The 25,646-nt window shown below is 70.5% G+C and carries 30 protein-coding genes; 15 read left to right on the top strand and 15 right to left on the bottom strand.

The window, feature by feature from the left end; genetic code table 11:
• The first annotated feature begins 159 nt into the window (after positions 1-159).
• From OG714_RS22635 to OG714_RS22625, 3 genes are all read left to right on the top strand, one after another.
• Complete coding sequence (locus OG714_RS22635; protein WP_406123536.1) at positions 160-1,353, top strand: RtcB family protein; 1,194 nt, start codon at positions 160-162, stop codon at positions 1,351-1,353.
• Positions 1,354-1,549: 196 nt separating this feature from the next.
• Positions 1,550-2,917, top strand: coding sequence for a hypothetical protein (locus OG714_RS22630; RefSeq protein ID WP_406123534.1), 1,368 nt, complete (start codon positions 1,550-1,552; stop codon positions 2,915-2,917).
• Between the two features lie 132 nt (positions 2,918-3,049).
• The gene (locus OG714_RS22625; protein ID WP_406123532.1) at positions 3,050-4,375 is read left to right on the top strand and encodes a hypothetical protein; all 1,326 of its coding nucleotides are present in this window, start codon (positions 3,050-3,052) and stop codon (positions 4,373-4,375) included.
• A 33-nt stretch (positions 4,376-4,408) separates the two neighbouring features.
• Here the strand turns inward: OG714_RS22625 and OG714_RS22620 are convergent, their stop codons facing one another.
• The 3 genes from OG714_RS22620 to OG714_RS22610 form a co-directional block, all read right to left on the bottom strand.
• Complete coding sequence (locus OG714_RS22620; RefSeq protein ID WP_406123530.1) at positions 4,409-4,603, bottom strand: hypothetical protein; 195 nt, start codon at positions 4,601-4,603, stop codon at positions 4,409-4,411.
• Entirely contained in the window at positions 4,603-5,379 is a 777-nt protein-coding gene (locus tag OG714_RS22615) for an SDR family NAD(P)-dependent oxidoreductase (RefSeq protein ID WP_406123528.1), read from the bottom strand. Before OG714_RS22615 ends, OG714_RS22620 begins: the two co-directional genes overlap by 1 nt.
• 72 nt (positions 5,380-5,451) lie before the next feature.
• Positions 5,452-5,787, bottom strand: a complete 336-nt coding sequence (locus OG714_RS22610; RefSeq protein WP_406123526.1) for a YnfA family protein — start codon at positions 5,785-5,787, stop codon at positions 5,452-5,454.
• 133 nt (positions 5,788-5,920) lie between these two features.
• Between OG714_RS22610 and OG714_RS22605 the strand changes: the two genes are divergently transcribed.
• The 3 genes from OG714_RS22605 to OG714_RS22595 all read left to right on the top strand — a co-directional run bounded on the left by OG714_RS22605 (position 5,921) and on the right by OG714_RS22595 (position 7,717).
• On the top strand, positions 5,921-6,388 hold the full coding sequence (locus OG714_RS22605; protein ID WP_406123524.1) for a hypothetical protein: 468 nt from the start codon (positions 5,921-5,923) through the stop codon (positions 6,386-6,388).
• A gap of 110 nt (positions 6,389-6,498) precedes the next feature.
• Positions 6,499-6,972, top strand: a complete 474-nt coding sequence (locus tag OG714_RS22600) for a MarR family winged helix-turn-helix transcriptional regulator (RefSeq protein ID WP_406123522.1) — start codon at positions 6,499-6,501, stop codon at positions 6,970-6,972.
• A 187-nt stretch (positions 6,973-7,159) separates the two neighbouring features.
• Positions 7,160-7,717: a hypothetical protein gene (locus OG714_RS22595; RefSeq protein ID WP_406123521.1), complete on the top strand. Its 558-nt coding sequence runs from the start codon at positions 7,160-7,162 to the stop codon at positions 7,715-7,717.
• On the opposite strand, the gene OG714_RS22590 is transcribed toward OG714_RS22595, so the two are convergent.
• From OG714_RS22590 to OG714_RS22575, 4 genes are all read right to left on the bottom strand, one after another.
• Positions 7,686-8,366 (bottom strand): response regulator, encoded by a 681-nt coding sequence (locus OG714_RS22590; RefSeq protein WP_406123519.1) that lies wholly within the window; start codon positions 8,364-8,366, stop codon positions 7,686-7,688. The genes OG714_RS22595 and OG714_RS22590 overlap by 32 nt on opposite strands.
• The gene (locus OG714_RS22585) at positions 8,363-9,559 is read right to left on the bottom strand and encodes a sensor histidine kinase (RefSeq protein WP_406123517.1); all 1,197 of its coding nucleotides are present in this window, start codon (positions 9,557-9,559) and stop codon (positions 8,363-8,365) included. Before OG714_RS22585 ends, OG714_RS22590 begins: the two co-directional genes overlap by 4 nt.
• Before the next feature lie 88 nt (positions 9,560-9,647).
• Positions 9,648-11,081, bottom strand: coding sequence for an MFS transporter (locus OG714_RS22580; protein WP_406123515.1), 1,434 nt, complete (start codon positions 11,079-11,081; stop codon positions 9,648-9,650).
• 56 nt (positions 11,082-11,137) lie between these two features.
• Complete coding sequence (locus tag OG714_RS22575; protein ID WP_406123513.1) at positions 11,138-11,941, bottom strand: DUF6597 domain-containing transcriptional factor; 804 nt, start codon at positions 11,939-11,941, stop codon at positions 11,138-11,140.
• Between the two features lie 127 nt (positions 11,942-12,068).
• On the opposite strand from OG714_RS22575, the gene OG714_RS22570 reads away from it, so the two are divergent.
• The 5 genes from OG714_RS22570 (at position 12,069) to OG714_RS22550 (ending at position 17,033) form a co-directional block, all read left to right on the top strand.
• Positions 12,069-13,172, top strand: a complete 1,104-nt coding sequence (locus OG714_RS22570; protein WP_406123511.1) for an LLM class flavin-dependent oxidoreductase — start codon at positions 12,069-12,071, stop codon at positions 13,170-13,172.
• A complete protein-coding gene (locus OG714_RS22565; protein WP_406123509.1) occupies positions 13,169-13,765 on the top strand; it encodes an FMN reductase in 597 nt (198 codons plus the stop codon). Before OG714_RS22570 ends, OG714_RS22565 begins: the two co-directional genes overlap by 4 nt.
• A gap of 282 nt (positions 13,766-14,047) precedes the next feature.
• Positions 14,048-14,821: a response regulator transcription factor gene (locus OG714_RS22560; RefSeq protein WP_406123507.1), complete on the top strand. Its 774-nt coding sequence runs from the start codon at positions 14,048-14,050 to the stop codon at positions 14,819-14,821.
• Positions 14,822-16,276 (top strand): ATP-binding protein, encoded by a 1,455-nt coding sequence (locus OG714_RS22555; protein WP_406123506.1) that lies wholly within the window; start codon positions 14,822-14,824, stop codon positions 16,274-16,276.
• A complete protein-coding gene (locus OG714_RS22550) occupies positions 16,263-17,033 on the top strand; it encodes a GNAT family N-acetyltransferase (RefSeq protein ID WP_406123504.1) in 771 nt (256 codons plus the stop codon). The genes OG714_RS22555 and OG714_RS22550 overlap by 14 nt, the downstream gene beginning before the upstream one ends.
• Before the next feature lie 25 nt (positions 17,034-17,058).
• On the opposite strand, the gene OG714_RS22545 is transcribed toward OG714_RS22550, so the two are convergent.
• Positions 17,059-18,429, bottom strand: coding sequence for a histidine-type phosphatase (locus OG714_RS22545; RefSeq protein WP_406123502.1), 1,371 nt, complete (start codon positions 18,427-18,429; stop codon positions 17,059-17,061).
• Positions 18,430-18,595: 166 nt separating this feature from the next.
• On the opposite strand from OG714_RS22545, the gene OG714_RS22540 reads away from it, so the two are divergent.
• Complete coding sequence (locus OG714_RS22540; RefSeq protein WP_406123501.1) at positions 18,596-19,021, top strand: hypothetical protein; 426 nt, start codon at positions 18,596-18,598, stop codon at positions 19,019-19,021.
• 19 nt (positions 19,022-19,040) lie between these two features.
• Here OG714_RS22540 and OG714_RS22535 read toward each other — a convergent pair whose 3' ends face one another.
• The 3 genes from OG714_RS22535 to OG714_RS22525 all read right to left on the bottom strand — a co-directional run bounded on the left by OG714_RS22535 (position 19,041) and on the right by OG714_RS22525 (position 19,691).
• Positions 19,041-19,193 (bottom strand): hypothetical protein, encoded by a 153-nt coding sequence (locus tag OG714_RS22535; RefSeq protein ID WP_384168313.1) that lies wholly within the window; start codon positions 19,191-19,193, stop codon positions 19,041-19,043.
• A 140-nt stretch (positions 19,194-19,333) separates the two neighbouring features.
• Positions 19,334-19,522: a DUF397 domain-containing protein gene (locus tag OG714_RS22530; protein WP_406123500.1), complete on the bottom strand. Its 189-nt coding sequence runs from the start codon at positions 19,520-19,522 to the stop codon at positions 19,334-19,336.
• A 10-nt stretch (positions 19,523-19,532) separates the two neighbouring features.
• The gene (locus OG714_RS22525) at positions 19,533-19,691 is read right to left on the bottom strand and encodes a hypothetical protein (protein ID WP_406123498.1); all 159 of its coding nucleotides are present in this window, start codon (positions 19,689-19,691) and stop codon (positions 19,533-19,535) included.
• Positions 19,692-19,767: 76 nt separating this feature from the next.
• Between OG714_RS22525 and OG714_RS22520 the strand changes: the two genes are divergently transcribed.
• Positions 19,768-19,947, top strand: coding sequence for a hypothetical protein (locus OG714_RS22520; RefSeq protein WP_406123497.1), 180 nt, complete (start codon positions 19,768-19,770; stop codon positions 19,945-19,947).
• A gap of 36 nt (positions 19,948-19,983) precedes the next feature.
• Positions 19,984-20,718, top strand: a complete 735-nt coding sequence (locus tag OG714_RS22515) for a GPP34 family phosphoprotein (protein ID WP_406123496.1) — start codon at positions 19,984-19,986, stop codon at positions 20,716-20,718.
• Positions 20,719-20,735: 17 nt separating this feature from the next.
• On the opposite strand, the gene OG714_RS22510 is transcribed toward OG714_RS22515, so the two are convergent.
• The 3 genes from OG714_RS22510 to OG714_RS22500 form a co-directional block, all read right to left on the bottom strand.
• Positions 20,736-21,554, bottom strand: coding sequence for an SAM-dependent methyltransferase (locus OG714_RS22510; RefSeq protein ID WP_406123494.1), 819 nt, complete (start codon positions 21,552-21,554; stop codon positions 20,736-20,738).
• A gap of 122 nt (positions 21,555-21,676) precedes the next feature.
• Positions 21,677-22,711 carry an NAD-dependent epimerase/dehydratase family protein gene (locus OG714_RS22505; protein ID WP_406123493.1) on the bottom strand — a complete coding sequence of 345 codons (1,035 nt, stop codon included), beginning with the start codon at positions 22,709-22,711 and terminating at the stop codon, positions 21,677-21,679.
• A 64-nt stretch (positions 22,712-22,775) separates the two neighbouring features.
• Positions 22,776-23,825, bottom strand: coding sequence for an aldo/keto reductase (locus OG714_RS22500; RefSeq protein ID WP_406123491.1), 1,050 nt, complete (start codon positions 23,823-23,825; stop codon positions 22,776-22,778).
• A 190-nt stretch (positions 23,826-24,015) separates the two neighbouring features.
• Between OG714_RS22500 and OG714_RS22495 the strand changes: the two genes are divergently transcribed.
• Positions 24,016-24,567 (top strand): TetR/AcrR family transcriptional regulator, encoded by a 552-nt coding sequence (locus OG714_RS22495; protein ID WP_406123490.1) that lies wholly within the window; start codon positions 24,016-24,018, stop codon positions 24,565-24,567.
• A gap of 115 nt (positions 24,568-24,682) precedes the next feature.
• Here OG714_RS22495 and OG714_RS22490 read toward each other — a convergent pair whose 3' ends face one another.
• Positions 24,683-25,120: a hypothetical protein gene (locus OG714_RS22490; RefSeq protein ID WP_019061278.1), complete on the bottom strand. Its 438-nt coding sequence runs from the start codon at positions 25,118-25,120 to the stop codon at positions 24,683-24,685.
• Positions 25,121-25,646 lie beyond the last annotated feature (526 nt).

The following is a 25,646-nucleotide window of genomic DNA, read 5'->3' as shown; positions in this document are numbered from 1 at the left end:
GTTATTCGCTTGCCGCACCGGGGGACCCCCTGGAGACAATGTCTATCGCACGTACAGCCGTTGACGCCGGTCCGCTGTCCCTTTCGTTGACCTTGGCACCGGTTTTGCGATGTATGGCTTTTGAGCTTTTTTGATTACCCACAGGGGAATGAGGACGATATGTCGTACGTGGAAATGCCGGGCGCGAAGGTCCCGATCCGTATGTGGGCCGACCCGGCCACGGTCGAGGAGGGCGCGCTCCAGCAGCTGCGCAACGTCGCGACCCTGCCGTGGATCAAGGGCCTGGCGGTCATGCCGGACGTGCACTACGGAAAGGGTGCGACGGTCGGCTCGGTCATCGCGATGCGGGGCGCGGTGTGCCCGGCGGCGGTGGGGGTCGACATCGGCTGCGGAATGTCCGCGGTGAAGACGTCACTCACGGCGAACGATCTTCCCGGCGATCTGTCGCGGCTGCGGTCGAAGATCGAGCAGGCGATTCCGGTGGGGCGGGGGATGCATGACAGCCCTGTGGAGCCGGGGCGGTTGCACGGGCTGGCCACCGGCGGGTGGGACGACTTCTGGGGGCGGTTCGACGGGGTCGCGGACGCCGTGAAGTTCCGGGAGGACCGGGCCACGAAGCAGATGGGCACACTTGGCGGAGGGAATCACTTCTGCGAGGTATGCGTGGATTCGGATGGTTCGGTGTGGCTCATGCTGCACTCCGGCTCCCGGAACATCGGCAAGGAGCTCGCCGAGCACCACATCGGCGCGGCCCAGAAGCTCCCGCACAACCAGGGCCTGGTCGACCGCGACCTCGCCGTCTTCATCGCGGACACCCCGCAGATGGCGGCGTACCGCAACGATCTGTTCTGGGCGCAGGAGTACGCGAAGTACAACCGCACGATCATGATGGCGCTCCTGAAGGACGTGATCCGCAAGGAGTTCAAGAAGGCGAAGCCGGCCTTCGACGCGGAGATCTCGTGCCACCACAACTACGTGAGCGAGGAGCGGTACGAGGGCGTCGACCTGCTGGTCACCCGTAAGGGAGCGATCCGCGCCGGCTCCGGCGAGTACGGGATCATCCCGGGCTCGATGGGCACCGGTTCGTACATCGTGAAGGGCCTCGGCAACGAGAAGTCCTTCAACTCGGCCTCGCACGGCGCCGGCCGGCGCATGAGCCGTAACGCGGCCAAGCGCCGCTTCTCGGTGAAGGACCTGGAGGAGCAGACACGGGGCGTGGAGTGCCGTAAGGACTCCGGCGTCGTGGACGAGATCCCGGGCGCGTACAAGCCGATCGAGCAGGTCATCGATCAGCAGCGGGATCTCGTCGAGGTCGTGGCGAAGCTGAAGCAGGTTGTCTGCGTGAAGGGCTGAGCTCTGCAACTCCTCTGAGACCGCTGTGAATTCGCGGCCTATTGCTGTGGATTTCCGTCGCCGTCGCACGTCAAATGCCCGCTCCATTCGCGCAATCATTACTTGCGCGTGCCCCTCATTGCTGGCCTCGAATTTCGCTGTGATGCTGCCCGGGTGTTAGCCCGACCCCCACCCGCGGCGTCTCGGAGGACAGCACATGAATGAGCGACATTGGAATCAGGGCGAGTTGAGCCGACGGGGTGTGGTGGCCGCCGGGGCGGTCGGCGTCCTCGCGGCGACCGCCCTCGGCACTGCCACCTCCGCGCGGGCCGCCACCGGGGACGCCGGTGGGCTGAAGGTCGGTGTCGGCAAGGCCGCGTTCACGCCTGCCGCCTCGCTGTTGCCGCTGGACAACTTCACCGCCGTGCACGACGACCTCAACGTCCGTGTCCTGTTGGTGGAGTCCGGGTCCCGGCGTATCGCGCTGGCCGTGCTGGATCTGACCTCGATCAGCGCGGAGGCGATCGCGCTGATGCGGGACGCCGTCACCGCGGCGAGCGGTGTCGCCGCCGCGAACATCATGGTCACCGTCACGCACTGCTTCTCCGCGCCGCATGTGCAGGCGAGTTCGTCCTCGGCCGGTGCCGCCGCGTACGTGCAGAACATCGTCGCCGCCACCAAGTCCGCCGTCGCCGACGCGGTCAAGAGCCTCCAGGACGCCGAGGTCGGCTACGGCAGCGGGAAGTCCGGCGTCAACGTCAACCGCAACGTCCTCACCGCCGACGGCTACTGGCTCGGCGTGAACGAGCAACTGCCCTCGGACAAGGGCGTGTACGTCGCCCGGTTCAACGATCTCGACGGCGACCCGATCGCCGTCCTGGCCAACTACGACGTGCAGTCGTGCGTGATGCAGGACTCGGTCATGGCCGACGGCACCCTGCCGATCACCGCCGACCTCGCCGGCGCGGCCATGACGCACGTCGAGGCGCAGTACCCCGGTGCCGTCGGCTTCTGGCTGGTGGGCGCGTGCGGTGACCAGTTCCCGGCGTACCGCTCGAAGCGGTACGCGATCGACAAGGACAAGGGCTGGTCCTACGGCGTCGATCTGCACGACGCCGGGTTCGCGCTGCTGACCGCGCAGGGCGAGCGGCTCGGGAACGAGATCGTGCGGGTGGCGCAGGGGATCGGCACGTACGAGAGCGGCAAGCAGGTCGTCGTGCGGCTCGTCACCGACGACATCACCACCACCCAGGTCACGGGCCCCCAGGCCGGCGCGCCCACCAAGACCGTCACCTTCACCCCCACCGGCACCGCCGAGGTGCCGATCTGGGTCTTCCAGGTCGGCAAGGGCGTTTTCGCGGGTGTGGAACCGGAGTTGTCCACCACGACCGCGACCGCGATCCGCGAGAACTCGTCCTTCTCCAGCACTTTCGTCATGTCGATGTTCGAGGGCGGTGCCAAGAACATGCCCGACAAATGGAATTTCGACCATGTCACCTATGAGGCGGTCGACGGCTTCTACATCAAGGGCACGGCGGAGAAGGCCGTGGCGCGAATCGATCGCATCCTCAAGTCCCTGAACTGAGTCGAGGTGATGAGTGAAATGGCTACAAGGCGCGCATTTCTAGGGCGGGTTCTGGGAGTGGCGGCGGTTGCCACCACGGGTCTGGCCGCTTGTGAATCGGATTCAGCAGGCGGAGGGGGCGGCGGCGGGCATATGAAAAGCGCCACCGCGATCACCAAGGTCTACGGCGAGGGCCAGAAATTCATCGCGGTCGCCGTCGAGTACGACACCGAGATCGACACGTCCAAGCTCTCGGCGTCGTCCTTCGAGGTCGAGGGCCGTACGGTCACGAAGGTCTACGCCAACACCCGCGCGGCGACGGCCGATCAGGGCACCGACGGCACGTATGTCATCGTCGAGCTGTCCCCCGACGATGAGAGCGCCCTGCTGTGGGGGATCTCCGGCCCGTACGGGAACGGGGGCGGGGGTGGCTCCGCCAAGCCGTCGGCGAGCCAGTCCTCGGCCGCCCAGCCGACGCGGTCCTCCGGCACCCCCGGAGTCGTCCCCGGCCCCACCCTCGGCGCGACGGGCGGCGCGGCCAACATCAAGAAGGCACAGGGGACGGTCACCCAGACCGGCACCGTCACGGCCACCGACGGTTCCGTCTACGCGGTCGACAGCGCCGCCGAGGTCACCACCAGCCGGACCGTGAATCCGATCGTGGACGACTTCGAGCAGTTCACCTTCAAGGATCCGAAGACCGGCGAGTCCCTGCCGTACAACCTCTACATCCCCGCCGGCTACGACCCGGACGACACCACCACGTCGTATCCGCTCGTTCTCTTCATGCACGACGCCGGCGTGGTCGGCACCACGGTGAAGGCGACCCTCGTGCAGGGGCTCGGCGCGGTGTGCTGGGCGAGTCCGGAGGACCAGGCCGTGCGGGAGGCGTTCGTGCTGGCGCCGCAGTATCCGGCCGTGGTCGTGAGCGACGACTACAAGCCGACGGCCTACTTCGACGCGACGGCCAACCTGGTCGAGGAGTTGACGGGCCGGTACGGCATCGACGCGGACCGGGTGTACTCCACCGGCCAGTCCATGGGCGCGATGATGGCCCTCGGGCTGAACATCAAGTACCCGGATCTCTTCGCGGCCTCGTTCGTCGTCGCCGGTCAGTGGCCCGCCGGCCAGGCCGCTCCCCTCGCGAAGAAGAACCTGTGGATCACCGTCTCCCAGGGCGACACCAAGGCCTACCCGGGCGAGAACGCCATCACGAAGGTCATCGAGCAGGCCGGTACGAAGGTCGCCCGCGCCACCTGGAACGGCAGGTCCACCGCCGCCCAATTCGCCACGGACGTCAAGGAGTTGGCGGCCAAGGGGACGACGGTCAACTACTCGGCCCTCCTCAAGGGAACGACTCTCACCGAGGCCCAGGTCAAACAGAACCCCAACGCCCTTGAGCACAACTCGACTTGGCCGATCGCCTACGCCATCGAGGACATCCGGGCGTGGATCTTCAAACAGCGGAGGGCCGGGTAGCGGAGGCCTGGAAGGCCAACTGGTGAGCCCCGCCTACTTGTTCGGGGCGTGCGTCACCGCGTAGATCATCACGAACGCGACGACGTGGATGCCGAAGAGGAAGTAGGCGAGGAAGTACCAGACCTTGCGTTCGTTCCTGGTCTCCTCGGCCAACCGGCGCTTGTCCATGGCCTCTTGGGAGTTGTCCGGGCCAACTGGACCGGCCGGGCCGCCCTCTTCGTCGGGCATCACAGCTCCCGGTGGACCTTGGTGTTCGAGGCCTGGGCGCGGGGGCGGACGACGAGGAGGTCGATGTTGACGTGGCTGGGGCGGGTGACCGCCCAGGTGATCGTGTCGGCCACGTCGTCCGCCGTGAGGGGCTCGGCGACGCCCGCGTAGACCTTCGCCGCCTTCTCCGCGTCGCCGCCGAAGCGGGTCAGCGCGAACTCGTCCGTCTTGACCATGCCGGGCGCGACCTCGATGACCCGCACCGGCGTGCCGACGATCTCCAGGCGCAGCGTCTCGGCGAGGACGTGGGCGCCGTGCTTGGCGGCGACATAGCCCGCGCCGCCCTCGTACGTGCCGTGGCCGGCCGTGGAGGAGACGACCACGACCGTGCCGTCGCCGCTCGCGGTGAGGGCGGGGAGGAGGGCCTGGGTGATGTTCAGGGTGCCGAGGACGTTCGTCTCGTACATCGTGCGCCAGTCGGCGGGGTCGCCGGTCGCGACCGGGTCGGCGCCGAGTGCGCCGCCCGCGTTGTTGACGAGGACGCCGATCGTCTTGAAGGCGGTCGCGAACTCGTCGACGGCATCGCGGTCGGTGATGTCCAGGGCGTACGCCGTGGCCTGGCCGCCGTTCCCGTTGATCTCCTCGGCGAGCGCCTCGATGCGGTCCTTGCGGCGGGCGGTGAGGACGACCCGGTAGCCGGCCGAGGCGAGCTGCCGGGCCGTGGCGGCGCCGATTCCACCGCTCGCCCCGGTGACGACCGCGATACGGGAGGCGGCGGACGGTGCGGCGGTGGCCATGGGCTGCTCCTCGGGACGGATCAACGAGATCGTATGTACGACTCCGTCCAGGATAGGGGGCTCGGTTCCGGCTCAGTTCCCCCTGGGCGCCCACATGATCACGGCCATCCCGGCCAGGCAGATCAGGGCGCCGGTGATGTCCCAGCGGTCGGGCCGGTAGCCGTCCGCGACCGCGCCCCAGGCCAGCGAACCGGCGACGAAGATCCCGCCGTACGCCGCGAGGATGCGGCCGAAGTGGGCGTCGGGCTGGAAGGTGGCGACGAAGCCGTAGGCGCCGAGGGCCATGATCCCGCCGCCGATCCACAGCCAGCCGCGGTGTTCGCGCACCCCCTGCCAGACCAGCCAGGCGCCGCCGATCTCGAAGACGGCGGCGACGACGAAGAGGGCTGCGGAGCGGAGGACGAGCATGGCCGCCATCGAATCACGCGGTTCGTCACCCGCACGCGGCCTGTCACCTGATGGACGGCGCCTGTCGCACGCTCCGCGTGGGATACATCCGTACGACCACCGTGACGTAGGGGTGCACTGAGGAGTGGATGGCATGCGGGTAGTACGGGTACTACGGGTCGGCGCTGTGGCGGGTACCGCGCTCGCGGTGATGGGCGCGGCCCCCTGGGTGCCGGGCCCGGAGGCGGATCTCGCCTATCACGGCTCCGCCGCCATGACCGCGGGCCGGGTGGACGTCCGGTTCACCCCGCGCAACCACGGCCCGTCCGCGGTGCCCGACGCGACCGTACGGCTGCGCTGGTCGAAGCCGCTCGCGGACCGGCAGACGCTGCCGCAGGGGTGTGCCCGGTCGGGGGAGCGGGTGGTGGTGTGCCGGACGGGAGCGCTGGCCGCGGACGCGGTGGGCGAGCGGATCGAGCTGCGGGTACGGCTGCGGGACGCGTCCTCCGAGGTGCTGCTGGAGCTGGACACGGTGTGGGGCGGGGGTGCGGTGGACGGGAACCGGGCCAACGACCAGCAGCGGGTGCTCGTCCTGGACACCGGTGACACCTACTACTTCTGAGCCACACCCGTAGTACCGCGGAGCCACGTCCGCGAGCGCGTCGTACGATCTCGATCTCCGCACGTCACACACGGCACGTACGGAACGGCACAGGCGACGAGGGGTACGACATGTCCGGGAACGCGCGGGCGCGGCTGCTGGACGAGTTGTCCACCGTCTCGCGCCGGTACATGGCGTCGTACGCCCTGTTCAACCAGGCCGTCGCCGACCGGCTGGGGCTGCACCCCACCGATCTGCAGTGCCTGAACCTGCTCACGCTGGAGGCCGGGCCCGTGACGACGGGCCGGGTCGCCGAGCTGACGGGGCTGACGACCGGGTCGGCGACGCGGCTCGTGGACCGGCTGGAGCGGGCGGGGTACGTCGTCCGGGAGCGGGACGCGGAGGACCGGCGGCGGGTGCTGGTGGCGACCGTGCCGGAGAAGATCACCGAGTTCGGGCGCATGTGGAACCGGCTCGGCGGCGGCTGGTTCACCCTCTTCGACGACCTCGGCGACGCCGAACTCGCCGTGATCGTCGGCCACATGAGGCGGACGGTGGAGTTCAGCGGCCAGCAGATCGCGCGGTTGCGGGCGGGGGACGTCTAGCGGCGGGGCACTGAAAAAGGGGCGGTTGCCGGGCGGTCCCCGAGGGGCCCCTAGGGGGTGGCTCCACCTTGCGTCTCCACCCGGATTTCCACCCGTGGGTCCGGGAGCTTTTCCGGCATCGGCGGGAGAGTCGGTCTCAGGAAAACACGCGGCGGGCGGACCGCCGGAGACCGAGGAGTGCGACGTCATGACGGACATGGAGCAGGCGCTGACGATCAGCGGGGGCATCTTCGCGGTGATGATGCTGACGCAGTACGGCCGCCGGAAGTACGACCTGCACAAGGTGCTGATGCCGATCGGCACGGTGTCGGCGGTCGGCTACTTCTATCTGAGGGGGCTGCCCACCCAGCACGTCGACATCGTCGTCTATCTGGTGGGCGCCGCGATCGGGCTGGCCTGCGGTGTCGTCGCCACGTTCACCACCGGCGTGGAGCGGGACCCGGCCTCGGGGCTCGTGCACACCCGGTGCGGTGCGGGGTTCGTGGCGATCTGGACGGCGGTGGTCGCGCTGCGCGTCGCGTTCATCTACCTCGCCGAGCACAACACCTCGTTCCGCGAGCACCTCGGCACGTTCATGGCCGAGCACCAGATAGTGCAGGACGCCATCGCACCGTTCTTCGTCATCATGGCGCTGGCCATGGTCCTCACCCGGGTGTTCCTGCTGCTGGCCCGTGTGCGGCTCCTGGCGCCGGCCGGGGCCCACGGGGACGCCCTCACCCAGGGGTCTTCACCAGTCCGTGGATGAACGCGTACTTCACGGCATGCGCCCGGTCCCGCAGATGCGCCTTGGAGAAGAGGTTGTTGATATGGGTCTTCACCGTGGCCTCGCTGACCACCAGCCGCTCGGCGATGCCCCGGTTGGTGAGGCCCTCGCCGATCAGCGTGAGCACCTCGACCTCCCGGGGGGTGAGATCCGGGGCGAGTCCCGTGCCCGAGCGCTCGACGGGGGCGCCGCCCCGCGCGGCGGCGGCGACGAGCCGGTCCCGTACGGCGGGGTCGAGCACGGACTGCCCGGCCGCCGCGGCCCGCACCGCGCGGGTGATGTCCTGCCGGCCGGACTCCTTGGTGAGGTAGCCGCGGGCGCCTGCGCCGAGCGCGGCGAGGATGTACTCCTCGTCGGCGAAGGTGGTCAGCACCACGACGGCGATCCGGGGGAAGCGCTCGGTGAGCAGCCGGGTGGCCTCGACCCCGTCCATCCGCGGCATGTTGAGGTCCATCAGGATCACGTCCGGGGAGTGCTCCTCGGCGGCCAGCACAGCCTCCCCGCCGTCCTTCGCCGTCGCCACGACCTCCACGCCGGGCTGCAGATCCAGTACGGTCGCCAGCGCTTCACGAACCGCGGTCTGGTCGTCGGCCACGACCACCCGTACAACGGCCTGCTGTTCGTCGCTCATGTGGGGATCACCACGCGCACCCGCCATCCTCCTGCGTCGTCGCCGTCCACGATCGGCCCGGTTGTGACCGTGCCGCCCACCAGGTCGAGGCGCTCGCGCATCCCGACCAGCCCCATGCCGCTCCCGGCACCGGCCAGGGGCCGTGAGCCTTCCGGCGGCGCGGAGTTGACCACCTCGAAGACGGTCTCCTCGGCGGTCCCCTCCGGGAACTGCTCGGGCCGCTCCCGTTGTTCCGCGTACTCCAGGCGCATACGGACCGGGGCGCCGGGCGCGTACTTGTGCGCGTTGGTCAGCGCCTCCTGGGCGCAGCGCACGATCACCTGGGCGAGGCGGACGGGCAGTTCACGCGGCGGCCCGTCGACGGTCAGCGTACCGGCGTGCGACCCGGACGCGAGCAGGGACCGCAACGTCTCCACCAGCGGCAGCGCGTCCTCACGCAGGTCGCCGACCGTGCGCTGCACCTCGGTCAGCCCCGACCGCACCAGGCTCTGCGCCCGCTGGGCCGCCTGCCGGGCCCGTTCGACGTCACCGGACTCCAACAGGGCGTCGGTGACCTCCAGTTGCATGTTCACCCCGGCCAGCGAGTGGGCCAGCACGTCGTGCACGTCCCGGGCGATCCGGGCCCGCTCGGCGAGCGCCTCGGCCCGCGCCTCCGCCCGTGAGGCCAGCTCCGCCTGCTCGGCGGCGGCCCGCGCGGAGCGCAACGCGGCGGTGTGGGCGCGGTTGGAGATACCGACCAGCACGCTGACCCCGGTGAAGGCGCCCACGACCCACGAGGTGCCGTGGCCGCCCCAGGGCATGAGCAGCACCGTCGCGCACAGGACGCTGGTGAGCGCCGCGAAGGGCAGCGCGAGGCGGGCTTCGAGGCGGTATCCGGCATGGCCGGTCACGAAGTACGCGAACAGGGCCGACGCCCCGGACCGGTCCAGGCTCATCAGCGCGGCCGCCCCGACCGCCCACGTGCACAACACCGCCAGCTGCACGCGGGGCGGGAGCCGTCCCTCGGGGATGAGCCGCGTGCACAGCAGCAGCGACTCCAGGACGAACAGACACAGCACCGCGAGTCCGGTACCGGACGTCCCGACCGGGCGCACCGCGAGCGCGCCGATGGTGATGGCGGCGACGGTACCGAAGACCTGGATGGGGTTGTTGTCCGTCGTCAACCACCGGGTCACGGCCTGAGTTCGGTTCACCGTGGCTCTCTTCCCCCGCTCGCTGTCGCTGTCGTTGTCGTCCGGCCGCTGCGAAAGCTACCAGCGGGACCGTCGGCGATCAGCACGGTCAGTGACCATGGTCCACCGGTGCCGTGCGCGGCAGCAGTCCTACGAGACACAGGCACAGGGCGACGGCCGCGCCGACCACACCGAGGCTCACGAGGAGCGCGTGGGCCGCGCCTCCGCCGACCGCCGTGAAATACACGGTGGTCACGGCCGCCGCACCGATCGCGTTGGCCAGTTGCTGCACGGCGTTGAGCGAGCCGCTCGCGCTGCCCGCCTCGGCCGGTTCGATGTCGCCGATGGTCACGTCGTAGACCGTGCCGAAGCAGGTGCCCATGCCGAGCCCGATGAGGAAGAGCGGCGGGACGAGCGCCCAACCACCGACCCCCGTACTGGAGTTGGCGGCCAGCGCGGCGAGGTATCCGCAGCCGGTGAGGATGATCAGCAGGCCCGTGGCGGCGAGGCGGCGGCCGTGGCGGTGGACGAGCCGGTAGCAGGCGATCGAGGAGACGACGATGCCGGCGGAGAGCGGGACGAGGCCGAGGGCGGTGCCCGCGGGGGAGCGGCCGAGGCCCTGCTGGAAGTAGAGGGAGATGACGTAGAGGAGTCCGGCGACGGCGGCGAAGGCGACGACGCCGAGGAGCAGGCCCGCGGTGAAGCCGCGGTTGTGGAGGAGCGAGGGGCGGATGAGCGGGTCGGGCGCGGTGCGCTGGCGGTGGCAGAACCCGGCGAACAGGGCGAGGCCGAGGAGCAGGAGGACGGGCGCGGAGCCGGTCCAGCCGTGCTCGGAGCCGTGGATGATCCCGCCGAGCAGGCCGAGCATGGCGCCCGCGATCAGGGCCGAGCCCGGGCCGTCGACGGAGGCGGTGCCGTCGCCGGTGTCGCGGGGGAGGAGGCGCAGGGCGGCCAGGAGGGCGGCGCCGCCGAGGAGGAGGTTGATGAGGAACATGGGCCGCCAGCCGAGGCCGCCGAGATCGGCGTCGACGAGGATCCCGGCGAGGATCGGCCCGCCCACCGCAGACAGCCCCATCACGGGCCCGAACAGGCTGAACGCCTTGCCGATCTGGTCCCGCGGCCAACTCGCGCCGAGGATGCCGAAGCCCTGCGGGATGAGCAGCGCCCCGAACGCGCCCTGCACCAGCCGGGCGACGACCAGGAAGACGGGACCGGGCGCGAGCCCGCAGCCCAGGGAGGCGACGACGAACCCGCCGAGCCCGACGAGGAACAGCCGCCGGCGCCCGTACCGGTCACCGAGCCGCCCGCCGGGGACGAGGAGCACGCCGAGGGCGAGGGCGTAGGAGGCGCCGAGCCACTGGACGAGGGCGGGGCCGCCGCCGAGGTCCCTCGCGATGGTCGGGGCGGCGATGTTGGTGATCGTCGAGTCGAGGAGGTCGAGGACGTCGGCGGCGAGGATCACGGCGAGGATCGCCCAGCGGGTGCGGGCGGGGAGAGGTGGGTCCCCTTCGGATTTGTTTGTGTTGTGCAGAGTCTGTGTCACGCAGATAAATATCCGTGACCGTCCTCCATCCGGTCAACCGGATTAGAAGCGTGCCGTCAGTGCACACCCTGTGCGTACGCCGTCGGTGTCACCCCGACCGTCGTCGTGAAGTCCCGGACCAGGTGGGCCTGGTCGGCGTAGCCCAGGTCGGCGGCGAGGCCCGCCCAGTCCACGGGTTCGTCGGCGCCGGCCCGCTCCAGGGCCTCGTGGATGCGGTAGCGCAGGATGACCCACTTGGGTCCGACGCCGACGTACGCGGCGAAGAGGCGTTGCAGCAGCCGTACGGAGAGGCCTTCGGCCCGGGCGAAGTCGGTCACGCGGCGGATCGTGCGGTCGGTGCGGATGCGGTCGACCAGGGTGGTCGCGAGCTCGGCCTGTGGGTCGGGCTGGAGGTTGAGGGCGAGCAGGAAGGTGTCGAGGGCGGCGACGCGGGCGGTCTCGCCGGGCAGGTCGAGGACCGTGGCGGGGTCGATGTCCGGGAACACGTCGGGTTGCCGGACGCGCAGTCCGGTCCACTCCGAGACGGGCCGGTCCGGGGCGACGGTACGGAAGGCGCCGGGCCGGAACTTGATGCCGCAGACCCGTCCCCGCCCCTCCAGTTTCTGGGCGAAGAGGCCGTGCGGGATGCCCGCGACCTCGACGAAGGCGTCCTCGCCGGCGAGGTGCTGGAAGACGATGTGCACGGCCGGGTGCGGGACGACGTGGGAGACGTAGGGCTCGGTCAGGTCCCAGTCGATCAGCCAGTAGTGCTCGACGTACGGGCGCAGGGGCGGGGCCGGTTCGGGGCGGCGGAAGCGCACGCGGGCGAGGAGCTCGGCGGGGTCGACGATTCCTCGGGTGTCACGGTCCGGGGCGGCCATGAGGCGATCGTAGGACGAGCCACTGACAACGGCCGGAGGGCGGCGGTGGTGCCGGTCGGAATATGTGTGAAGGGGTGGCCGTTGGAGGGTATAGTTGAATAATCAACAACCTGGAGGGTGAACGACCATGCAGTTCGGGATCTTCAGCGTCGGCGACGTCACACCGGACCCGACCACCGGACGGACGCCGACCGAGCGTGAGCGCATCAAGGCCATGGTCGCCATCGCGCTGAAGGCCGAGGAGGTCGGGCTCGACGTCTTCGCGACCGGTGAGCACCACAACCCGCCGTTCGTGCCCTCGTCGCCCACCACGATGCTCGGCTTCATCGCGGCGCGGACCGAGAAGCTGATCCTCTCCACCTCCACCACCCTCATCACCACCAACGACCCGGTGAAGATCGCGGAGGACTTCGCGATGCTCCAGCACCTGGCCGACGGCCGGGTGGACCTGATGATGGGCCGCGGCAACACCGGCCCGGTCTACCCCTGGTTCGGCCAGGACATCCGCCAGGGCATCAACCTGGCGATCGAGAACTACGCCCTCCTGCGCCGCCTGTGGCGCGAGGACGTCGTGAACTGGGAGGGCAAGTTCCGCTCCCCGCTCCAGGGCTTCACGTCGACGCCGCGCCCGCTGGACGACGTACCGCCGTTCGTCTGGCACGGTTCGATCCGCAGCCCCGAGATCGCCGAGCAGGCGGCCTTCTACGGCGACGGTTTCTTCCACAACAACATCTTCTGGCCGGCCGACCACACCAAGCAGATGGTCGAGCTGTACCGGGAGCGGTACGCGCACTACGGCCACGGCACGCCGGAGCAGGCGATCGTCGGACTCGGCGGCCAGGTCTTCATGCGCAAGAACTCGCAGGACGCGGTGAGCGAGTTCCGCCCGTACTTCGACAACGCGCCGGTCTACGGCCACGGGCCCTCCCTGGAGGACTTCACCGACCAGACCCCGCTGACCGTCGGCTCCCCGCAGGAGGTCATCGAGAAGACCCTGGCGTTCCGGGACTACGCCGGTGACTACCAGCGCCAGCTGTTCCTGCTGGACCACGCCGGGCTGCCGCTCAAGACGGTCCTGGAACAGCTCGACCTGCTGGGCGAGGAGGTCGTACCGGTGCTGCGCAAGGAGTTCGCGGCGAACCGCCCGGCGGACGTGCCGGACGCGCCGACGCACGAGTCGCTGCGCGCGGCCGTATCGGAAAAGGCTCCGGAAGGGGTGACCGTCGCATGAAGCTCGTAGTCGTCTCGGCGGGGCTGAGTGTTCCGTCGTCCACGAGGCTGCTGGCCGACCGGCTGGCAGCGGCGGTGGACCGGGAGGCCCCGGTCGACATACAGGTCGTCGAGCTGCGTGACCTCGCCGTCGAGATCGCCCACAACCTCACCAACGGCTTCCCCGGCAAGAAGCTCGCGGCCGCCCTCGACGCGGTGACGCGGGCGGACGGGCTCATCGCCGTCACGCCGGTGTTCTCCGCGTCGTACAGCGGACTGTTCAAGTCCTTCTTCGACGTGCTGGAGAAGGACGCGCTGGCCGGAAAGCCGGTGCTCATCGCGGCGACGGGCGGCAGCGCCCGCCACTCCCTGGTGCTGGACCACGCCCTCCGCCCGCTCTTCGCCTACCTGCGGGCGGTCATCGTCCCGACCGCGGTGTACGCGGCCTCGGAGGACTGGGGCGCGGAGGGGCTGCCGGAGCGGATCGAACGAGCGGCGGGGGAGTTGGGGGCGCTGATGAGGGGCCTGTCGGCAGCCCGCCCGGCGAGCGAGCCGACGGTCGTACCCTTCGCCGACCAACTGGCGGCACTCAATATCAGCCCGTCCGGCGTTTGAGCCCGTGCACATGCCATCCCGATCCCCCACCCACCCGCTGGGGGCACGCCCTCTCACCCCGGCCGGCAAAATCAGCCCGTCCGGCGTTTGAGGACGAGGCCCCTTCAGGGCCGATGGGGGTCTGGGGGCGCAGCCCCCAGGGACGCCAGCCACACCCGACCGTGAGAAGACGGTAGGAGGTGGACCCAGGTTGCGCCCACCTCGGTGAGAGCCAGGTAAAAAGGGCACCCGCAGACCCGCCCCCACCGCCCGACCGCCGGAGGCCTTGGCACACTGGGTGGCGTGCCCCAGACTGTGCTGCTCGCCGAAGACGACCGTGCCATCCGTCATGCCCTGGAGCGGGCCCTGACCCTGGAGGGCTACCAGGTGACCGCGGTCGCCGACGGTGTCGAGGCGCTCGCGCAGGCCCACCGCACCCCACCGGACGTGCTGCTTCTCGACGTCATGATGCCCGGCATCGACGGACTCCAGGTCTGCCGGGTGCTGCGCGCCGAGGGCGACCGCACCCCGATCCTCATGCTGACCGCCCTGGTCGAGACGGCCGACCGCATCGCGGGCCTGGACGCGGGCGCCGACGACTACGTGGTGAAGCCCTTCGACGTGGAGGAGGTCTTCGCGAGGCTGCGCGCCCTGCTCCGCCGCACCAGCCCGGTCCCGGCGAACGGCGTCTCCGGCACCTCCGCCGACGGCCTGCGGGAGACCGCGCAGACGTCACCGTCGTCGTCCTCCCTCTCCTCTCTCTCCTCGTTCTCCGACAAGCAGATCGCGGCGGCCGGCCTCCGCATGGACCTCCAGGCCCGCCGCGTCTGGCGCGACGAGCGCGAACTGGAGCTGACCCGGACCGAGTTCGAGCTTCTCGAACTGCTCGTGCGCAACGCGGGCATCGTCCTGGACCACTCCACGATCTACGACCGCATCTGGGGCTACGACTTCGGCCCCGGCTCCAAGAACCTCGCCGTCTACGTCGGCTACCTGCGCCGCAAGCTCGACGAGCCCGGCGCGCCGCAGCTGATCCACACGGTGCGTGGCGTGGGTTACGTGCTGCGGGAGGACTGAGTGGGCGGACGCCTGCGGCGGCTGGTGGCGAGCCGGCGGCCGAGGCTGATCTCGCTCCGCACCACGTTCGTGCTGTCCTTCGCGGCGGTGACCGCCGTCGTCACGCTCCTCGTCGGCGTGCTGTCGTACGGCGCGGCGGCCCGGCTGGTCCGGGTCGACCAGGAGTCCGTGTTCGACCAGGTCGTACAGGATCTGCAGGACGAGGTGCGGACGCACCGGATGACGACCGAGGACTTCTCCTCCTCCGCGCCCGGCCACGACATCGTGCGGCCCGCCCGTACCGATGTGCAGGTGCTCGGGCAGGACGGCGCTGTCCTCGACAGCGGCAGCCCGGCGCTGCCGGTCACCGGCGACGACCGGGCGATCGCGGGCGAGCGGGTGGCCGGGAAGACGGCGGAGCACAAGGACGTCGCCGTGGCCGAGGACGTGTACCGCATCGCGACCGTCTCGCTCGGCGACGGGCGGGGCGCGGTGCAGGTCGCGCAGGAGTTCAGCGACACGGAGGATCTGCTGCGGGCGTTGCAGCAGCGGACGTTCGTGCTGATGGCGGCGGTGGTCGTGCTCGCCGGTCTGTGCGGCTGGTGGCTGGCCCGGCGGATCACCCGGCGCCTGATCATCCTCACCGCCGCCGCCGAGGACGTGGCCCGCACCCGCCGGCTCGGCGTCCAGGTCCCCGTCACCGGCTACGACGAGGTGGGCCGCCTGGGCCGGGCCTTCGACCGGATGCTCGGCCGCCTCGCCCAGTCGGAGGAGGACCAGCGCCGCCTGATCCAGGACGCGGGCCACGAACTCCGCACCCCGCTGACCTCCCTCCGTACGAACATCTCCCTGCTGCGCCGCATGGACGAACTGCCGCCCGGCACGCGCGAGGAACTGGTCGCGGACCTCAGCCAGGAGGCTCGCGAACTCACCGACCTGGTCAACGAGTTGGTGGACCTCGCGGCGGGCCAGTCCGACACCGAACCGCCCCAGCAGGTCGACCTCGCCGACATCGCGGAGGACGTGGCGGTCCTCGCCCGCCGCCGCACCGGCCGCGACATCACGGTCCGGGCGAGCGGCGACACGACGACCGACGGCCGCCCCGGCATGCTCCAGCGCGCGATCTCCAACCTCGTCGAGAACGCGGCCAAGTTCGACCGCGCGGGCCAGACCCCGATCGAGATCTCGATCTCGGGCCCGGCCCGGCCCGGCACGGTCCGCGTAGAGGTCCTCGACCGAGGCCCCGGAGTCTCCGAGACCGACCTCTTCCGCATCTTCGACCGCTTCTACCGCGCGGCCGACGCCCGCTCCCTCCCCGGCTCGGGCCTCGGCCTGTCGATCGTCCGCGAGGTCGCCCTGGCCCATGGCGGGGCGCCGTTCGCGCTACGACGGGAGGGCGGCGGGTCGGTGATCGGGTTCACGGTGGGGGGCGTGGTGGAAACCGGGGCGGGAGCGGGCGCACGTGGCCGAGGCTGACGGACTCCACGGCGAGGACGCGGCGGGCCATCTGCTCTGGTCCGCGCGACTGCGGCCCGACGGCCGGCTCGGGCCCGGCGTCCGCGTCTTCCGCCACGGCTCGGCGACGGCGGTGGTCAGCCCGGGCCTCTCCGGCCGGCACCGGATCGCGGTCGACGGGAAGGCGGAGGACGCCCTCGTTCTCGTACGGGACGAGGCCCTGGCGGCGACCGGACCGGGCTACCGCCCGTTCGGGGACGCGGAGTTGATCGCGGCGCTGGTGCGCGGGACTCCCGGGCTGGTGGCCGCCGGCGGACCAGAGTTCCTCTGGATGGAGACGACGGACCCGCCGCCCGATGTCCCGGATGGAGTCGCGTGGCTCGACGGGGGCGGCGAGAAGGAAGCGGCGACGGTCTTCGACGACTGCTTCCCCGACTCCTACGCCCAGCCCGGCCGCCCCGGAACACGCCGTTGGGCCGGTGCCCACGACCCCCACGGCGGCGGGACGCTGCTCGCGGTGGCCGGAGACGCGTGGTCGGGGGCCGGGTGCGGCTTCATGGCCGGGGTCGTGACGCGTCCGGAGGCGCGGGGGCGGGGCCTGGGAGCGGCCGTCTCGCGGTTCGTCGTGGACGCTCTCGTACGGGAGCACGGGCGCGCCGCGCTGATGGTGGACGCGGACAACACGGCCGCCGTCGCCGCGTACCGGCGGGCCGGGATGCGTGGGCGGGAGTTCGGGGCGGCGGTGGCCCGCGCCTGGGGGAGCGCGGAGCCGTCGTAACGCCGGTGTCGGGGGCGGGAGTTGATCAGCCGTTCGAGGTCGTCGTCCGCCCGAAGCAGCGCTCCAGCTCGTTCAGGTCGTAGAACTTGCTGCCCTTCGAGATGGGACGGCAGCCGGTCTTGAACGCCGTCTCCTTCTCGTTGTAGAGCATGCGGACGAGGTAGGTGTTGCCCTTGCGGAACACGTCCCACTGGATGTTGGAGCCGAGGGGCGCGACGGCCGCTCCCCGCCACGGGTTGCTGCCGTAGGTGTACGGCTTGGCCGTGGTGACGCCCTTCGTGCTGCCGGGCAGGCCCATCAGTGCGGCCAGCGGGATGATCTCCTCGGCGTGGGTGAAGCGGAGTTCGGCGCCCAGGTCGCTCGTGCCGTCGCGCTTGGCCTCGGCCTTCTTGAAGAAGTCGTCGAGGAGGACGTTCGCCATCTTGTAGGTGATGTCGCTGTCCGCGAAGCCCGGCCCCTTCTCGTAGAAGTCCTCGGCGTCGGAGACGTACCCGAACCAGTCGGCGTCGCGCGCCGAGATGTACCGGTCCATGCCCCAGCCCTTGCCGCCCGGGCTCTCCTCGCTCATCGCGGGGGCGATGGCGTACAGGTTGTAGACGGCGGTCGCGGCCTCGACGTCCGTGCCGATCGACGCGAACTCGCCCGCCGTGATCCGGTCCACGAACGCCGGCTTGAAGAGCTTCTTCAGTACGTCGCGGGCGGCGCGGTGGGTCTTCGGCTGGTCGGTGACGGACTTGAGGGTGGCCGCGAGGCGCTTGTCGTTCGCGATGTAGTCGCGGTACGCGGCACCGCCGTCGGCCTTGTGGAAGTACAGGAGGTCCTTGTCGGTGCGGGTCGCGCCGATGAGGGAGGTCAGGTCGGGGTCGGTCCGGGCGAGGGCGGCGCCGTAGAGGTTGGCACTGTCGACGGCACGCCCCTGCCCCGAACTGACCACATCTATGGGCTCCTTGTTCTTCGCGATCGACGCGAAGAGGGTCGGCAGCCGCTTCTCCATCCGTACGGCGGTGGCCTGGATCTCCTGCTTGCCGCGCGCGCTGAGGTCGCCGTACCCGACGGTGCTCATGGCGGCTTCGAGGGCCTGCGCCTTCGGTCCGAACTCCCGCCCCTTCGCGGTGAGTTGGCCCTCGGCCTGCGCCTTGTCCAGGAGCGCGAGGATCAGGTCGCCGTCCGAACTGTCGGTCGCGGACCGCGATCCGTGCCGGGACACGTTCTCGGTGAAGACGGGGGTGAAGCCGGCCGGGACCTTCTGGTACGAGCGGGAGTTCTGCTCCGGCTGGTACACGGCCTTCGTGCCGTAGCTGTCGGTGTGGGCGTTGCCGGGGGTGGCCTGGGCGGCGAAGGGGGTGGCCAGGAGCGCGGCCGTGCCGAGGGCCAGGGCGGGGGTGAAACGTCTCATGTGGCGCATGTTTCGCGGATGACATGAACGCCGGGTGCACTGCGGGTGACTCCGGGGGCCTGGCTTTCGCGGCGCTTTGCCGACTGTGCGCCGCGAGTGGATCAGTAGGGTCGGGTCGAGGCGGGGCGGATGTGTGGCTGCCGGGCCGGATCTCGGGGAGGCAGGCATGTTGTTCGGGACGCGGGCCGGATTCGGGTTGGAGTTCCACCTCGAACAGGACGCCCATCTGCTGTGCGTCGATGTCTTCGTCGGCGGGCTGCATGTGAACACGTGGGACAACGCCTTCTACCCGCCCCTGCTGGTCAAGGAGCTCACCGACGAGTTGCGGCGCTTCCGCACACCGGGCGCGCGACCGGCGGGTTTCGCCTGCGACTTCCTGGAGTGGGGGGAGTGCACCAACGACGTGTGGGCGTACGCCTTCCCCGACGGCGACTGGATCCACCTCGCCTGCCGGCTGCACGGCGATCGGGGTGCGGCCGCGGGTGCCGAGTCGGTGGCGACGGTGACCCGGACGGGGTTCGTCGAGACGCTGGAGCGGGGTCTTGCCGTGGCCGAACGGGAGTGGGGGATGCGGCGCGGCGCGTCTCAGTAGGGGCGGGTGACGCGGGAGTTCACGGCCGCACCGTGCGGTCGGCCGGGGCGAACAGGTGGGCCATCGCCTGCCAGAGGGGCATCACGCGAGGGGTGGTGTGCGGGGTGCGCCGGGCGGGGGACGGCTGGGCGGTACGGGCGTCCTTGGTGAGGGAGACGGCGGTGTGAGGCATGGCGGTCGGTTTCCTTCCGGCGAGTCGTTGACCTTGACCTTGACCTTGCGAGATCAACGATGCCGTCGCCGGGCTGCCGCCACGAGGGGGTGGGCTACCTGGTTGGGGGTGCAGCTGGCTCCACCATCACGGATGGCCTTTCACGGTTCCTGGGTGATTTGGCGAATGAGGGCGTGGAGGGCGCCGGGGTGGGGCGGGCTGAGGATCGTGGCGGGGCGGTCGCTTTCGCGGAGGTGGAGGGTGGTGGGGCCGGCGGCTATTTCCAGGCAGTCCTCGCCGCTGCCGCCTCCGGAGAACGACGACTTCTGCCACTGGAGGATGGGGTGCATGGGTGGCCTTTCACAGGTTCTGGGCGATGTCGCGGACGAGGGCGAGGGAAGCGTCCTGGGGGAGCGCGGGGCCGGCGATGCGTTCCAAAAGGCCTCGGTGGCAGCGCAGTTGGGCGCTGGAGTCCAGGAACGCGGCACCGTGCCCGGTGTCGGTCTGCACGGTGTCCAACTGGGGGACGAACTCATCGGCGACGCGACCCTCTGCACCTCCGAACTCATCACGAACGCCTGCCTGCACGCCAAGGGTGACGGCGCCGCCCTGTGGCTGTCGGCCGAGCCGCAGGGACACCGGCGGCCGGGGGCTGTTCCTGGTCGACGCCCTCACCGGCGGCAGCTGGGGCCACGGCATCGCCGTACCGTACGACGGCCTGTCCCGCCCGGAGGGCAAGGCGGTGTGGTTCGACCTGCCCGGTACCGCGACCTGACCCCGGGCGGCCGCCCCGCCATGCAGAATGCACCGCATGTTCGGACCCGCGCAGCTCCAACGCCTGTCCCTGCCCGAGGAGTTCACCCTGTTGTCGTACGGGGAGAACGGCAGGGTGCCCAACTCGGCCCAGACAGCGGCAGGTTGCGCGGCGGCGGAACTCGGCGAACTGGCCCTGCGTGGAAGGCTGTTGGTCAGACCGCGGAAGACAAGAAAACTGGGCCTGGAGATCTACCAGCTGCGAGGCGGGATCGAGCTGAGGTCCAGCACGCCCGACCTGCCCAACACGCCTGGCACGGGGCTGACTTGGGCAGACGACCTGCTGTCCGCGTTACGCGCCCGTACCGCCACGCTCACTCCCCGCCCCCTGACGGTGACCCGCTGGCTCAGAGAACGCGGCCGGGAGGCACTCGCACTGCACACGGCCGCCCTCACCGAACGAGGAGCACTGCGCCACACCCCCGGCACCCTCCTCACCAGAACCCGCCACCACCCGGACCCGGTCCTCCGTACCGCCCTGCTCAACGGCGTCCGTGCCGTCCGCGCCGAACAGGTGCCGCTCGACGAACACATGCTGTTCCTCTGCGACTTGCTGGACGGCGCCGGCCTCACGAAGGACTTCGGCCTCACCTTGACCCGCCCCCAACGCCTCGAACGCGCCCGAGGCACCGGCGCGGCGGGAGCCCTCCCGGAAACCCTGCGCGACACGAGCACCGTGCTGGGCTTCTCGTTGCCGGGCCGGGAGGGCAGAACGATCACGATAGGTGACTGACGGCGGGGCACGGGTGGCTAGTTGTCCTTCCGGGCCACCCCGCCGTAGATGCCGATCGGCGCGGCGCCCGGAGCCGGAGACTCCTCGGGCCGCCAGTGGGTGACGCGGACCAGGCCCGGGTCCACGAGCGTGAAGTCGCCGAAGAAGTCCAGGACTTGGGCGTGCGAGCGGAGGTTGAGGGTGGCGGTGGCCCGGTTGTAGACGGACGCCGCGTCGTGCCGGCCGTCCTCGTGGATGTCACCCGTGGCGTGCGACAGGACGAGATAGGAACCGGCGGGCAGCGCGTCGCGCAGGGTCGCGACGATGCCGTACGGATCCCCGTCGTCGGACAGGAAGTGCACGACGGCGACCAGTAGTACGGCCACCGGCTGGTCGAAGTCGATGGCCTTGCGGACCTCGGGGTGGTCGAGGACGGCGCGGGGATCGCGCAGGTCGGCCAGGATGACGGAGGTGTCGGTGTCCTCCATGAGGGCCATCGAGTGGGTGCTGACGATCGGGTCGTTGTCGACGTAGACGATCCGGGTGTCCGGGGCGATGGCGTGCGCGATCTGGTGCACGTTCGGCTCGGTGGGCAGCCCGGTGCCGATGTCGAGGATCTGCCGTACCCCGCCCTCCTCGACGATGTGCCGGACGGCCCGGTGCATGAAGCGCCGGTTGGCCCGCACGCCCTCCCGCACCTCCGGCGCCGCCTTGATGAACTGCTCGGCGGCCTCCCGGTCGACCTCGTAGTTGTCCTTGCCGCCGAGGAAGTAGTCGTACATCCGGGCCGGGTGGGGCTTGCTGGTGTCGATGATCAGTGGCTGCGCGCCACTGCCGTCCCCGCTGGGAGAGGTCATGGGGCCAGGCTCCGTCTTGGTGAGTGGCTGTCAGATCATCATCCTGACATGCCCTGCCGTCGAACGCAGGGCCGCACTGGGCAATACGGTTTCCCGAAGTGCTCCCGCCGTGGACCGGGGGCTCACCTCCCCGTCGCCAGACCGTGGGCGAGGAGGCTCTCCGCGGTGTCGGCGATGGTGTCGGCGACGGGACGGGGCGTCCATCCGAGGAGGCGTTGCGCCTTCGCGCCCGTTGCGTCGAAGTCCTGGCCGAGCTGCGGGCGCAGCGCGCGGAGTTGGGGGTTGAACCGGCCGAGGAAGCGGGCGAGGGCCAGGGGCAGTTCGCGGGTGGGCGCCTTCGCGGCGCGCTCGCCGAGCCTTCGGCGCAGGATGCGGGCGACCTCGACGGAGCGCAGGCTGCGACCGGCGGAGGCGAGCCAGCGCTCACCGGCCGCCGCGGGGTCGGTCATGGCGCGCAGATGAAGGTCCGCCACGTCCCGGACGTCGACCCAACTCGACCCGAACGGCGGGCAGATGGCCATCTCGCCGTCGAGCATGCCCCGGATGATCCGCAGTGACGGCGGATCGTCGGGCCCGAGGACCGGCCCGAGCACGCCGACCGGGTGCACGGCGGCGAGTTCGAGTCCGTCGCCCTCGTCCCGGACGAACCGCCAGGCCGCCCGCTCGGCGAGAGTCTTGGACCTCTGGTACGGCGGGATGCAGCTGTCGACGTCCGTCCAGTCGTCCTCCGTGAACGGCGTCGAGCGCGGCGGATGCCCGTAGCCGACGGCGCCGAACGCGCTGGTCAGTACGACTCTGCGGACGCGGGCGTCGCGGGCCGCCCGCAGCACCCGTAGAACGCCCTCCCGCGCGGCGTCGACCATCGCCTCCTCGCTCTCCGGCGCGTTCCGCAGCGTCGGCGAGGCGACGTGCAGCACGTACGCGCAACCGCGGACCGCGTCCGCCCACCCGTCGTCACCACGCAGATCGGCCCGTACGGCGGTCAGCCTCGCGTCGTCGAAATCGGCCGCGGCGTGCAACCGCGCGCGGAGCGCGGGCTCCCGTCCCAGATCGCGCACGGTGGTGCGGACGTCGTACCCGGCGCGCAGCAGTGCGAGCACGCACCAGCTCCCGATGAATCCGGATCCGCCGGTCACCAACACCTGTTCCTGCGTCATCGATGTCTCCTTGAGGCTTGACTCGTAAGGGAGTTGGGCAGGAGCCGGGACTCGTCCCTCGGTGTCACGACAGCGCCATACCGGGGATGCGGGCCCGGATCGCGTCGAGTTCGGCCTCGTCGGACACGCCCTGCCAGTCGTGGCGCGGCGTGTACGGGGCCTCCAGCTCACGCACCTCGTCGTCGGTCAGCTCGACGTCCAGGGAAGCCACCGCGTCGTCGATCTGGCGGATCGAACCGGCCCCGACCAGGGGTGCGGTGACGACGGGCTGGTGGCGCAGCCAGGCCAGGGCGATCTGCGCGCGGCTCACGCCGTGTGCGGCGGCGACCTTCCCGACGGCGTCGACGATCGCGTGGTTGGACGCGTCCTCGGCCGGCGAGTAGAGCAGGTCGGCGTAGTCGCCGTCGGTGGCGGAACGGTTCGTGGACCTCGCGTCGTCCCAGGCGCGGGCCAGCCGGCCACGGGCCAGCGGGCTCCAGACGATCGTGCCGACGCCCTCGTCCAGGCACAGCGGGATCATCTCCCGCTCCTCCTCGCGGGCGAGCAGGTTGTAGTGGTCCTGCATCGACACGAACCGCGCCCAGCCGTGCCGCTCCTGGAGGTGCAGCGCCTTCGCGAACTCCCAGGCGTGCATGGACGAGGCCCCGAGGTAGCGCACCTTGCCCGCCCTGACGAGGTCGCTGAGGGCTTCGAGGGTCTCCTCCAGCGGGGTCGCGTGGTCGTTGCGGTGCACCTGGTAGAGGTCGATGTAGTCGGTGCCGAGGCGGCGCAGCGAGTGGTCGACCTCGGTCATGACCGCCTTGCGCGACAGGCCGCGGCCGTTGGGGCCCGGGCGCATCGGGTGCCGGAGCTTGGTCGCGATCACCACGTCGTCGCGGTCGGCGAAGTCCTTGAGGGCGCGGCCGAGGATCTCCTCGCTGGATCCGTTCGAGTACAGGTTGGCGGTGTCGAAGAAGTTGATGCCGGCTTCGAGGGCGTGCTTGATCAGGGGACGGCTGGACTCCTCGTCGAGGGACCAGACGGGGTGGCCGCGGTCGGGTGCGCCGTAGGTCATGGCGCCGATGGCGACCGGGGAGACGTCGAGGCCGGTGCGGCCGAGTTTGATGTAACGCACGAGGGAGCTCCTACAATGGGGAACGGGAGCAAACGGAGAACTCTCCGATTGACTCTCGCGACGCTAACGGAGAACTCTCCGTTTCGCAATCGGACGCCCGCCTGCCCGTGTCCGGCCGCTCGCCTGCCTGCCCGCCCGCCCGACTGACCGCTCGCCTGTCCGCCCGACCGTCCGCCCGCCAGGAGGACCCATGACCGACACCGCGCCGCAGCGCTCCGACGCGCTGAAGAACCGGGAGGTGATCCTCCAGGTCGCCCACGACGCGTTCGCCGAGTCCCCGGGCGTCTCGCTCAACTCGATCGCCAAGCGCGCGGGGGTCGGCGCCGGCACGCTCTACCGGCATTTCCCCACGCGGGAGGCGCTGATCCTGGAGGTCTACCGCCTCGACGTGGACCGCCTCGTCGGCTCCGTGCCGGAGGTCCTCGCCGCCCATGCCCCGCTGGACGCGCTACGGCGGTGGTTCACCACCCTCGCCGCCTATGTGCGCCTCAAGCACGGCCTCGGCGACGCGCTCAACACGGCCGCCGCGCAGGAGGTCGTCAGCACGACGTCGGTCGCCGTCACCGCCGCGGTCGGCCGGCTCCTGGACGCGTGCGAACGCGCGGGCGCGGTACGGCCCGGCCTCGACCCCACCGACGTGATCATGCTCCTGAGCTGCCTGTGGCGCACCCCCGACAACCCCGAGGGCGCGGCCCAGGCCGACCGCCTGATGGAGCTGGCGATCGACGGTTTCCGGCCGTAGGGCGGTCGGGCAGCCGACGACGCGTCAGGGTACGAACCTCAGGACATGAACCTCAGGGCATGAAAAAGGCGGGGTCCGAAAACCCCGCCCGCCACACACACCTCGAACCCTCAACTCACGGCCACACCAAGCAGTACGGCTGATGCCCCGCCTCATGCAACCGATGGCTGAAGTCCTGCCACTCGTGCAGCAGTTGATACACGTTGAACGCGTCCCGAGGCCCACCCCGGTCCGGCACCGTCGACCAGATGAACGCCGCCGCGCCGACCGCCTCCTCGCCGATTCCGCGCAGGGGGTCGACGACCGTCATCGGGAGTTTGACGACCGCGTAGTCGGGGTGGAGGACCACCAGTTCCAGCGGGGGCACCTTGTTGAGCGGGACGCCCTCGATGCCGGTGAGGACCATCGCGGCCATCGTCTCCGGCTTGATCTTGGTGAACATGCCGTTCATCCCGAGCTCGTCGCCGCCGAGTTCCTCGGGGCGCATCGAGATCGGGACGCGGGCCGCCGTCGCGCCGTCGGGCGCGCCGAAGTATTTGTAGGTCACCCCCACCCGACCACCATTCCTGCTCCCCGCCCGCAACTGATCGATCCGACGTTCGATACGTCGCTCATCCCGATCCGACTCACCCGAACCGGAACCAGAACCCGATCCTGCACCTGAACTCGAAGCCGAACCAGAACCCGCACCCAAGCCGGATCCAGGTCCGCCCCGCCGTGCCTCGGCGGCTTCCTCCTCGTCGCGCCGGTGCTTCCCCCGCCGGGCACGCCGAGGACCCAGGTCGTCAGTCCCCTCGCCCAGTCCGCCACCGCGATGCATATCTCCACCCGACTGCTTTTCCAGGACGCGTGACCCTCGCCGCGCAACCCGATCATCGTGTCAGTGACCTCCCCCACGGCCGCCCGCCGAAACGTGCGCTGAAACACCTGTCCGCAGGATCTGCGCAAGCCCTGAACACCGTCGCCCGCATGAGCTGTGTGTGTCTGTGTGTATCAGGTCCCAGTCTCGCAGACGGGTGGGGGCCCCTGCCCGGTCTCCCGCCGCCTACCCTGAGGAGGTCACTGAGTCACCGGAGCCC

The organism is Streptomyces sp. NBC_00989 (assembly GCF_045162655.1).
GTDB lineage: Bacteria > Actinomycetota > Actinomycetes > Streptomycetales > Streptomycetaceae > Streptomyces.
Note: the sequence above shows the minus strand (reverse complement) of the source record. Positions and strands in the feature narration are given on the sequence as shown.

Excerpts from the sequence above, each read along its gene's own strand:
- OG714_RS22535 (WP_384168313.1), bottom strand. The coding sequence starts at position 19,193 with ATGCCTCACACCGCCGTCTCCCTCACCAAGGACGCCCGTACCGCCCAG.
- OG714_RS22630 (WP_406123534.1), top strand. The coding sequence starts at position 1,550 with ATGAATGAGCGACATTGGAATCAGGGCGAGTTGAGCCGACGGGGTGTG.
- OG714_RS22565 (WP_406123509.1), top strand. The coding sequence starts at position 13,169 with ATGAAGCTCGTAGTCGTCTCGGCGGGGCTGAGTGTTCCGTCGTCCACG.
- OG714_RS22545 (WP_406123502.1), bottom strand. The coding sequence starts at position 18,429 with ATGAGACGTTTCACCCCCGCCCTGGCCCTCGGCACGGCCGCGCTCCTG.
- OG714_RS22515 (WP_406123496.1), top strand. The coding sequence starts at position 19,984 with ATGTTCGGACCCGCGCAGCTCCAACGCCTGTCCCTGCCCGAGGAGTTC.
- OG714_RS22510 (WP_406123494.1), bottom strand. The coding sequence starts at position 21,554 with ATGACCTCTCCCAGCGGGGACGGCAGTGGCGCGCAGCCACTGATCATC.
- OG714_RS22615 (WP_406123528.1), bottom strand. The coding sequence starts at position 5,379 with ATGGCCACCGCCGCACCGTCCGCCGCCTCCCGTATCGCGGTCGTCACC.
- OG714_RS22635 (WP_406123536.1), top strand. The coding sequence starts at position 160 with ATGTCGTACGTGGAAATGCCGGGCGCGAAGGTCCCGATCCGTATGTGG.
- OG714_RS22530 (WP_406123500.1), bottom strand. The coding sequence starts at position 19,522 with ATGCACCCCATCCTCCAGTGGCAGAAGTCGTCGTTCTCCGGAGGCGGC.
- OG714_RS22590 (WP_406123519.1), bottom strand. The coding sequence starts at position 8,366 with ATGAGCGACGAACAGCAGGCCGTTGTACGGGTGGTCGTGGCCGACGAC.
- OG714_RS22610 (WP_406123526.1), bottom strand. The coding sequence starts at position 5,787 with ATGCTCGTCCTCCGCTCCGCAGCCCTCTTCGTCGTCGCCGCCGTCTTC.
- OG714_RS22540 (WP_406123501.1), top strand. The coding sequence starts at position 18,596 with ATGTTGTTCGGGACGCGGGCCGGATTCGGGTTGGAGTTCCACCTCGAA.
- OG714_RS22495 (WP_406123490.1), top strand. The coding sequence starts at position 24,016 with ATGACCGACACCGCGCCGCAGCGCTCCGACGCGCTGAAGAACCGGGAG.
- OG714_RS22595 (WP_406123521.1), top strand. The coding sequence starts at position 7,160 with ATGACGGACATGGAGCAGGCGCTGACGATCAGCGGGGGCATCTTCGCG.
- OG714_RS22505 (WP_406123493.1), bottom strand. The coding sequence starts at position 22,711 with ATGACGCAGGAACAGGTGTTGGTGACCGGCGGATCCGGATTCATCGGG.
- OG714_RS22600 (WP_406123522.1), top strand. The coding sequence starts at position 6,499 with ATGTCCGGGAACGCGCGGGCGCGGCTGCTGGACGAGTTGTCCACCGTC.
- OG714_RS22575 (WP_406123513.1), bottom strand. The coding sequence starts at position 11,941 with ATGGCCGCCCCGGACCGTGACACCCGAGGAATCGTCGACCCCGCCGAG.
- OG714_RS22620 (WP_406123530.1), bottom strand. The coding sequence starts at position 4,603 with ATGCCCGACGAAGAGGGCGGCCCGGCCGGTCCAGTTGGCCCGGACAAC.
- OG714_RS22625 (WP_406123532.1), top strand. The coding sequence starts at position 3,050 with ATGAAAAGCGCCACCGCGATCACCAAGGTCTACGGCGAGGGCCAGAAA.
- OG714_RS22605 (WP_406123524.1), top strand. The coding sequence starts at position 5,921 with ATGCGGGTAGTACGGGTACTACGGGTCGGCGCTGTGGCGGGTACCGCG.
- OG714_RS22570 (WP_406123511.1), top strand. The coding sequence starts at position 12,069 with ATGCAGTTCGGGATCTTCAGCGTCGGCGACGTCACACCGGACCCGACC.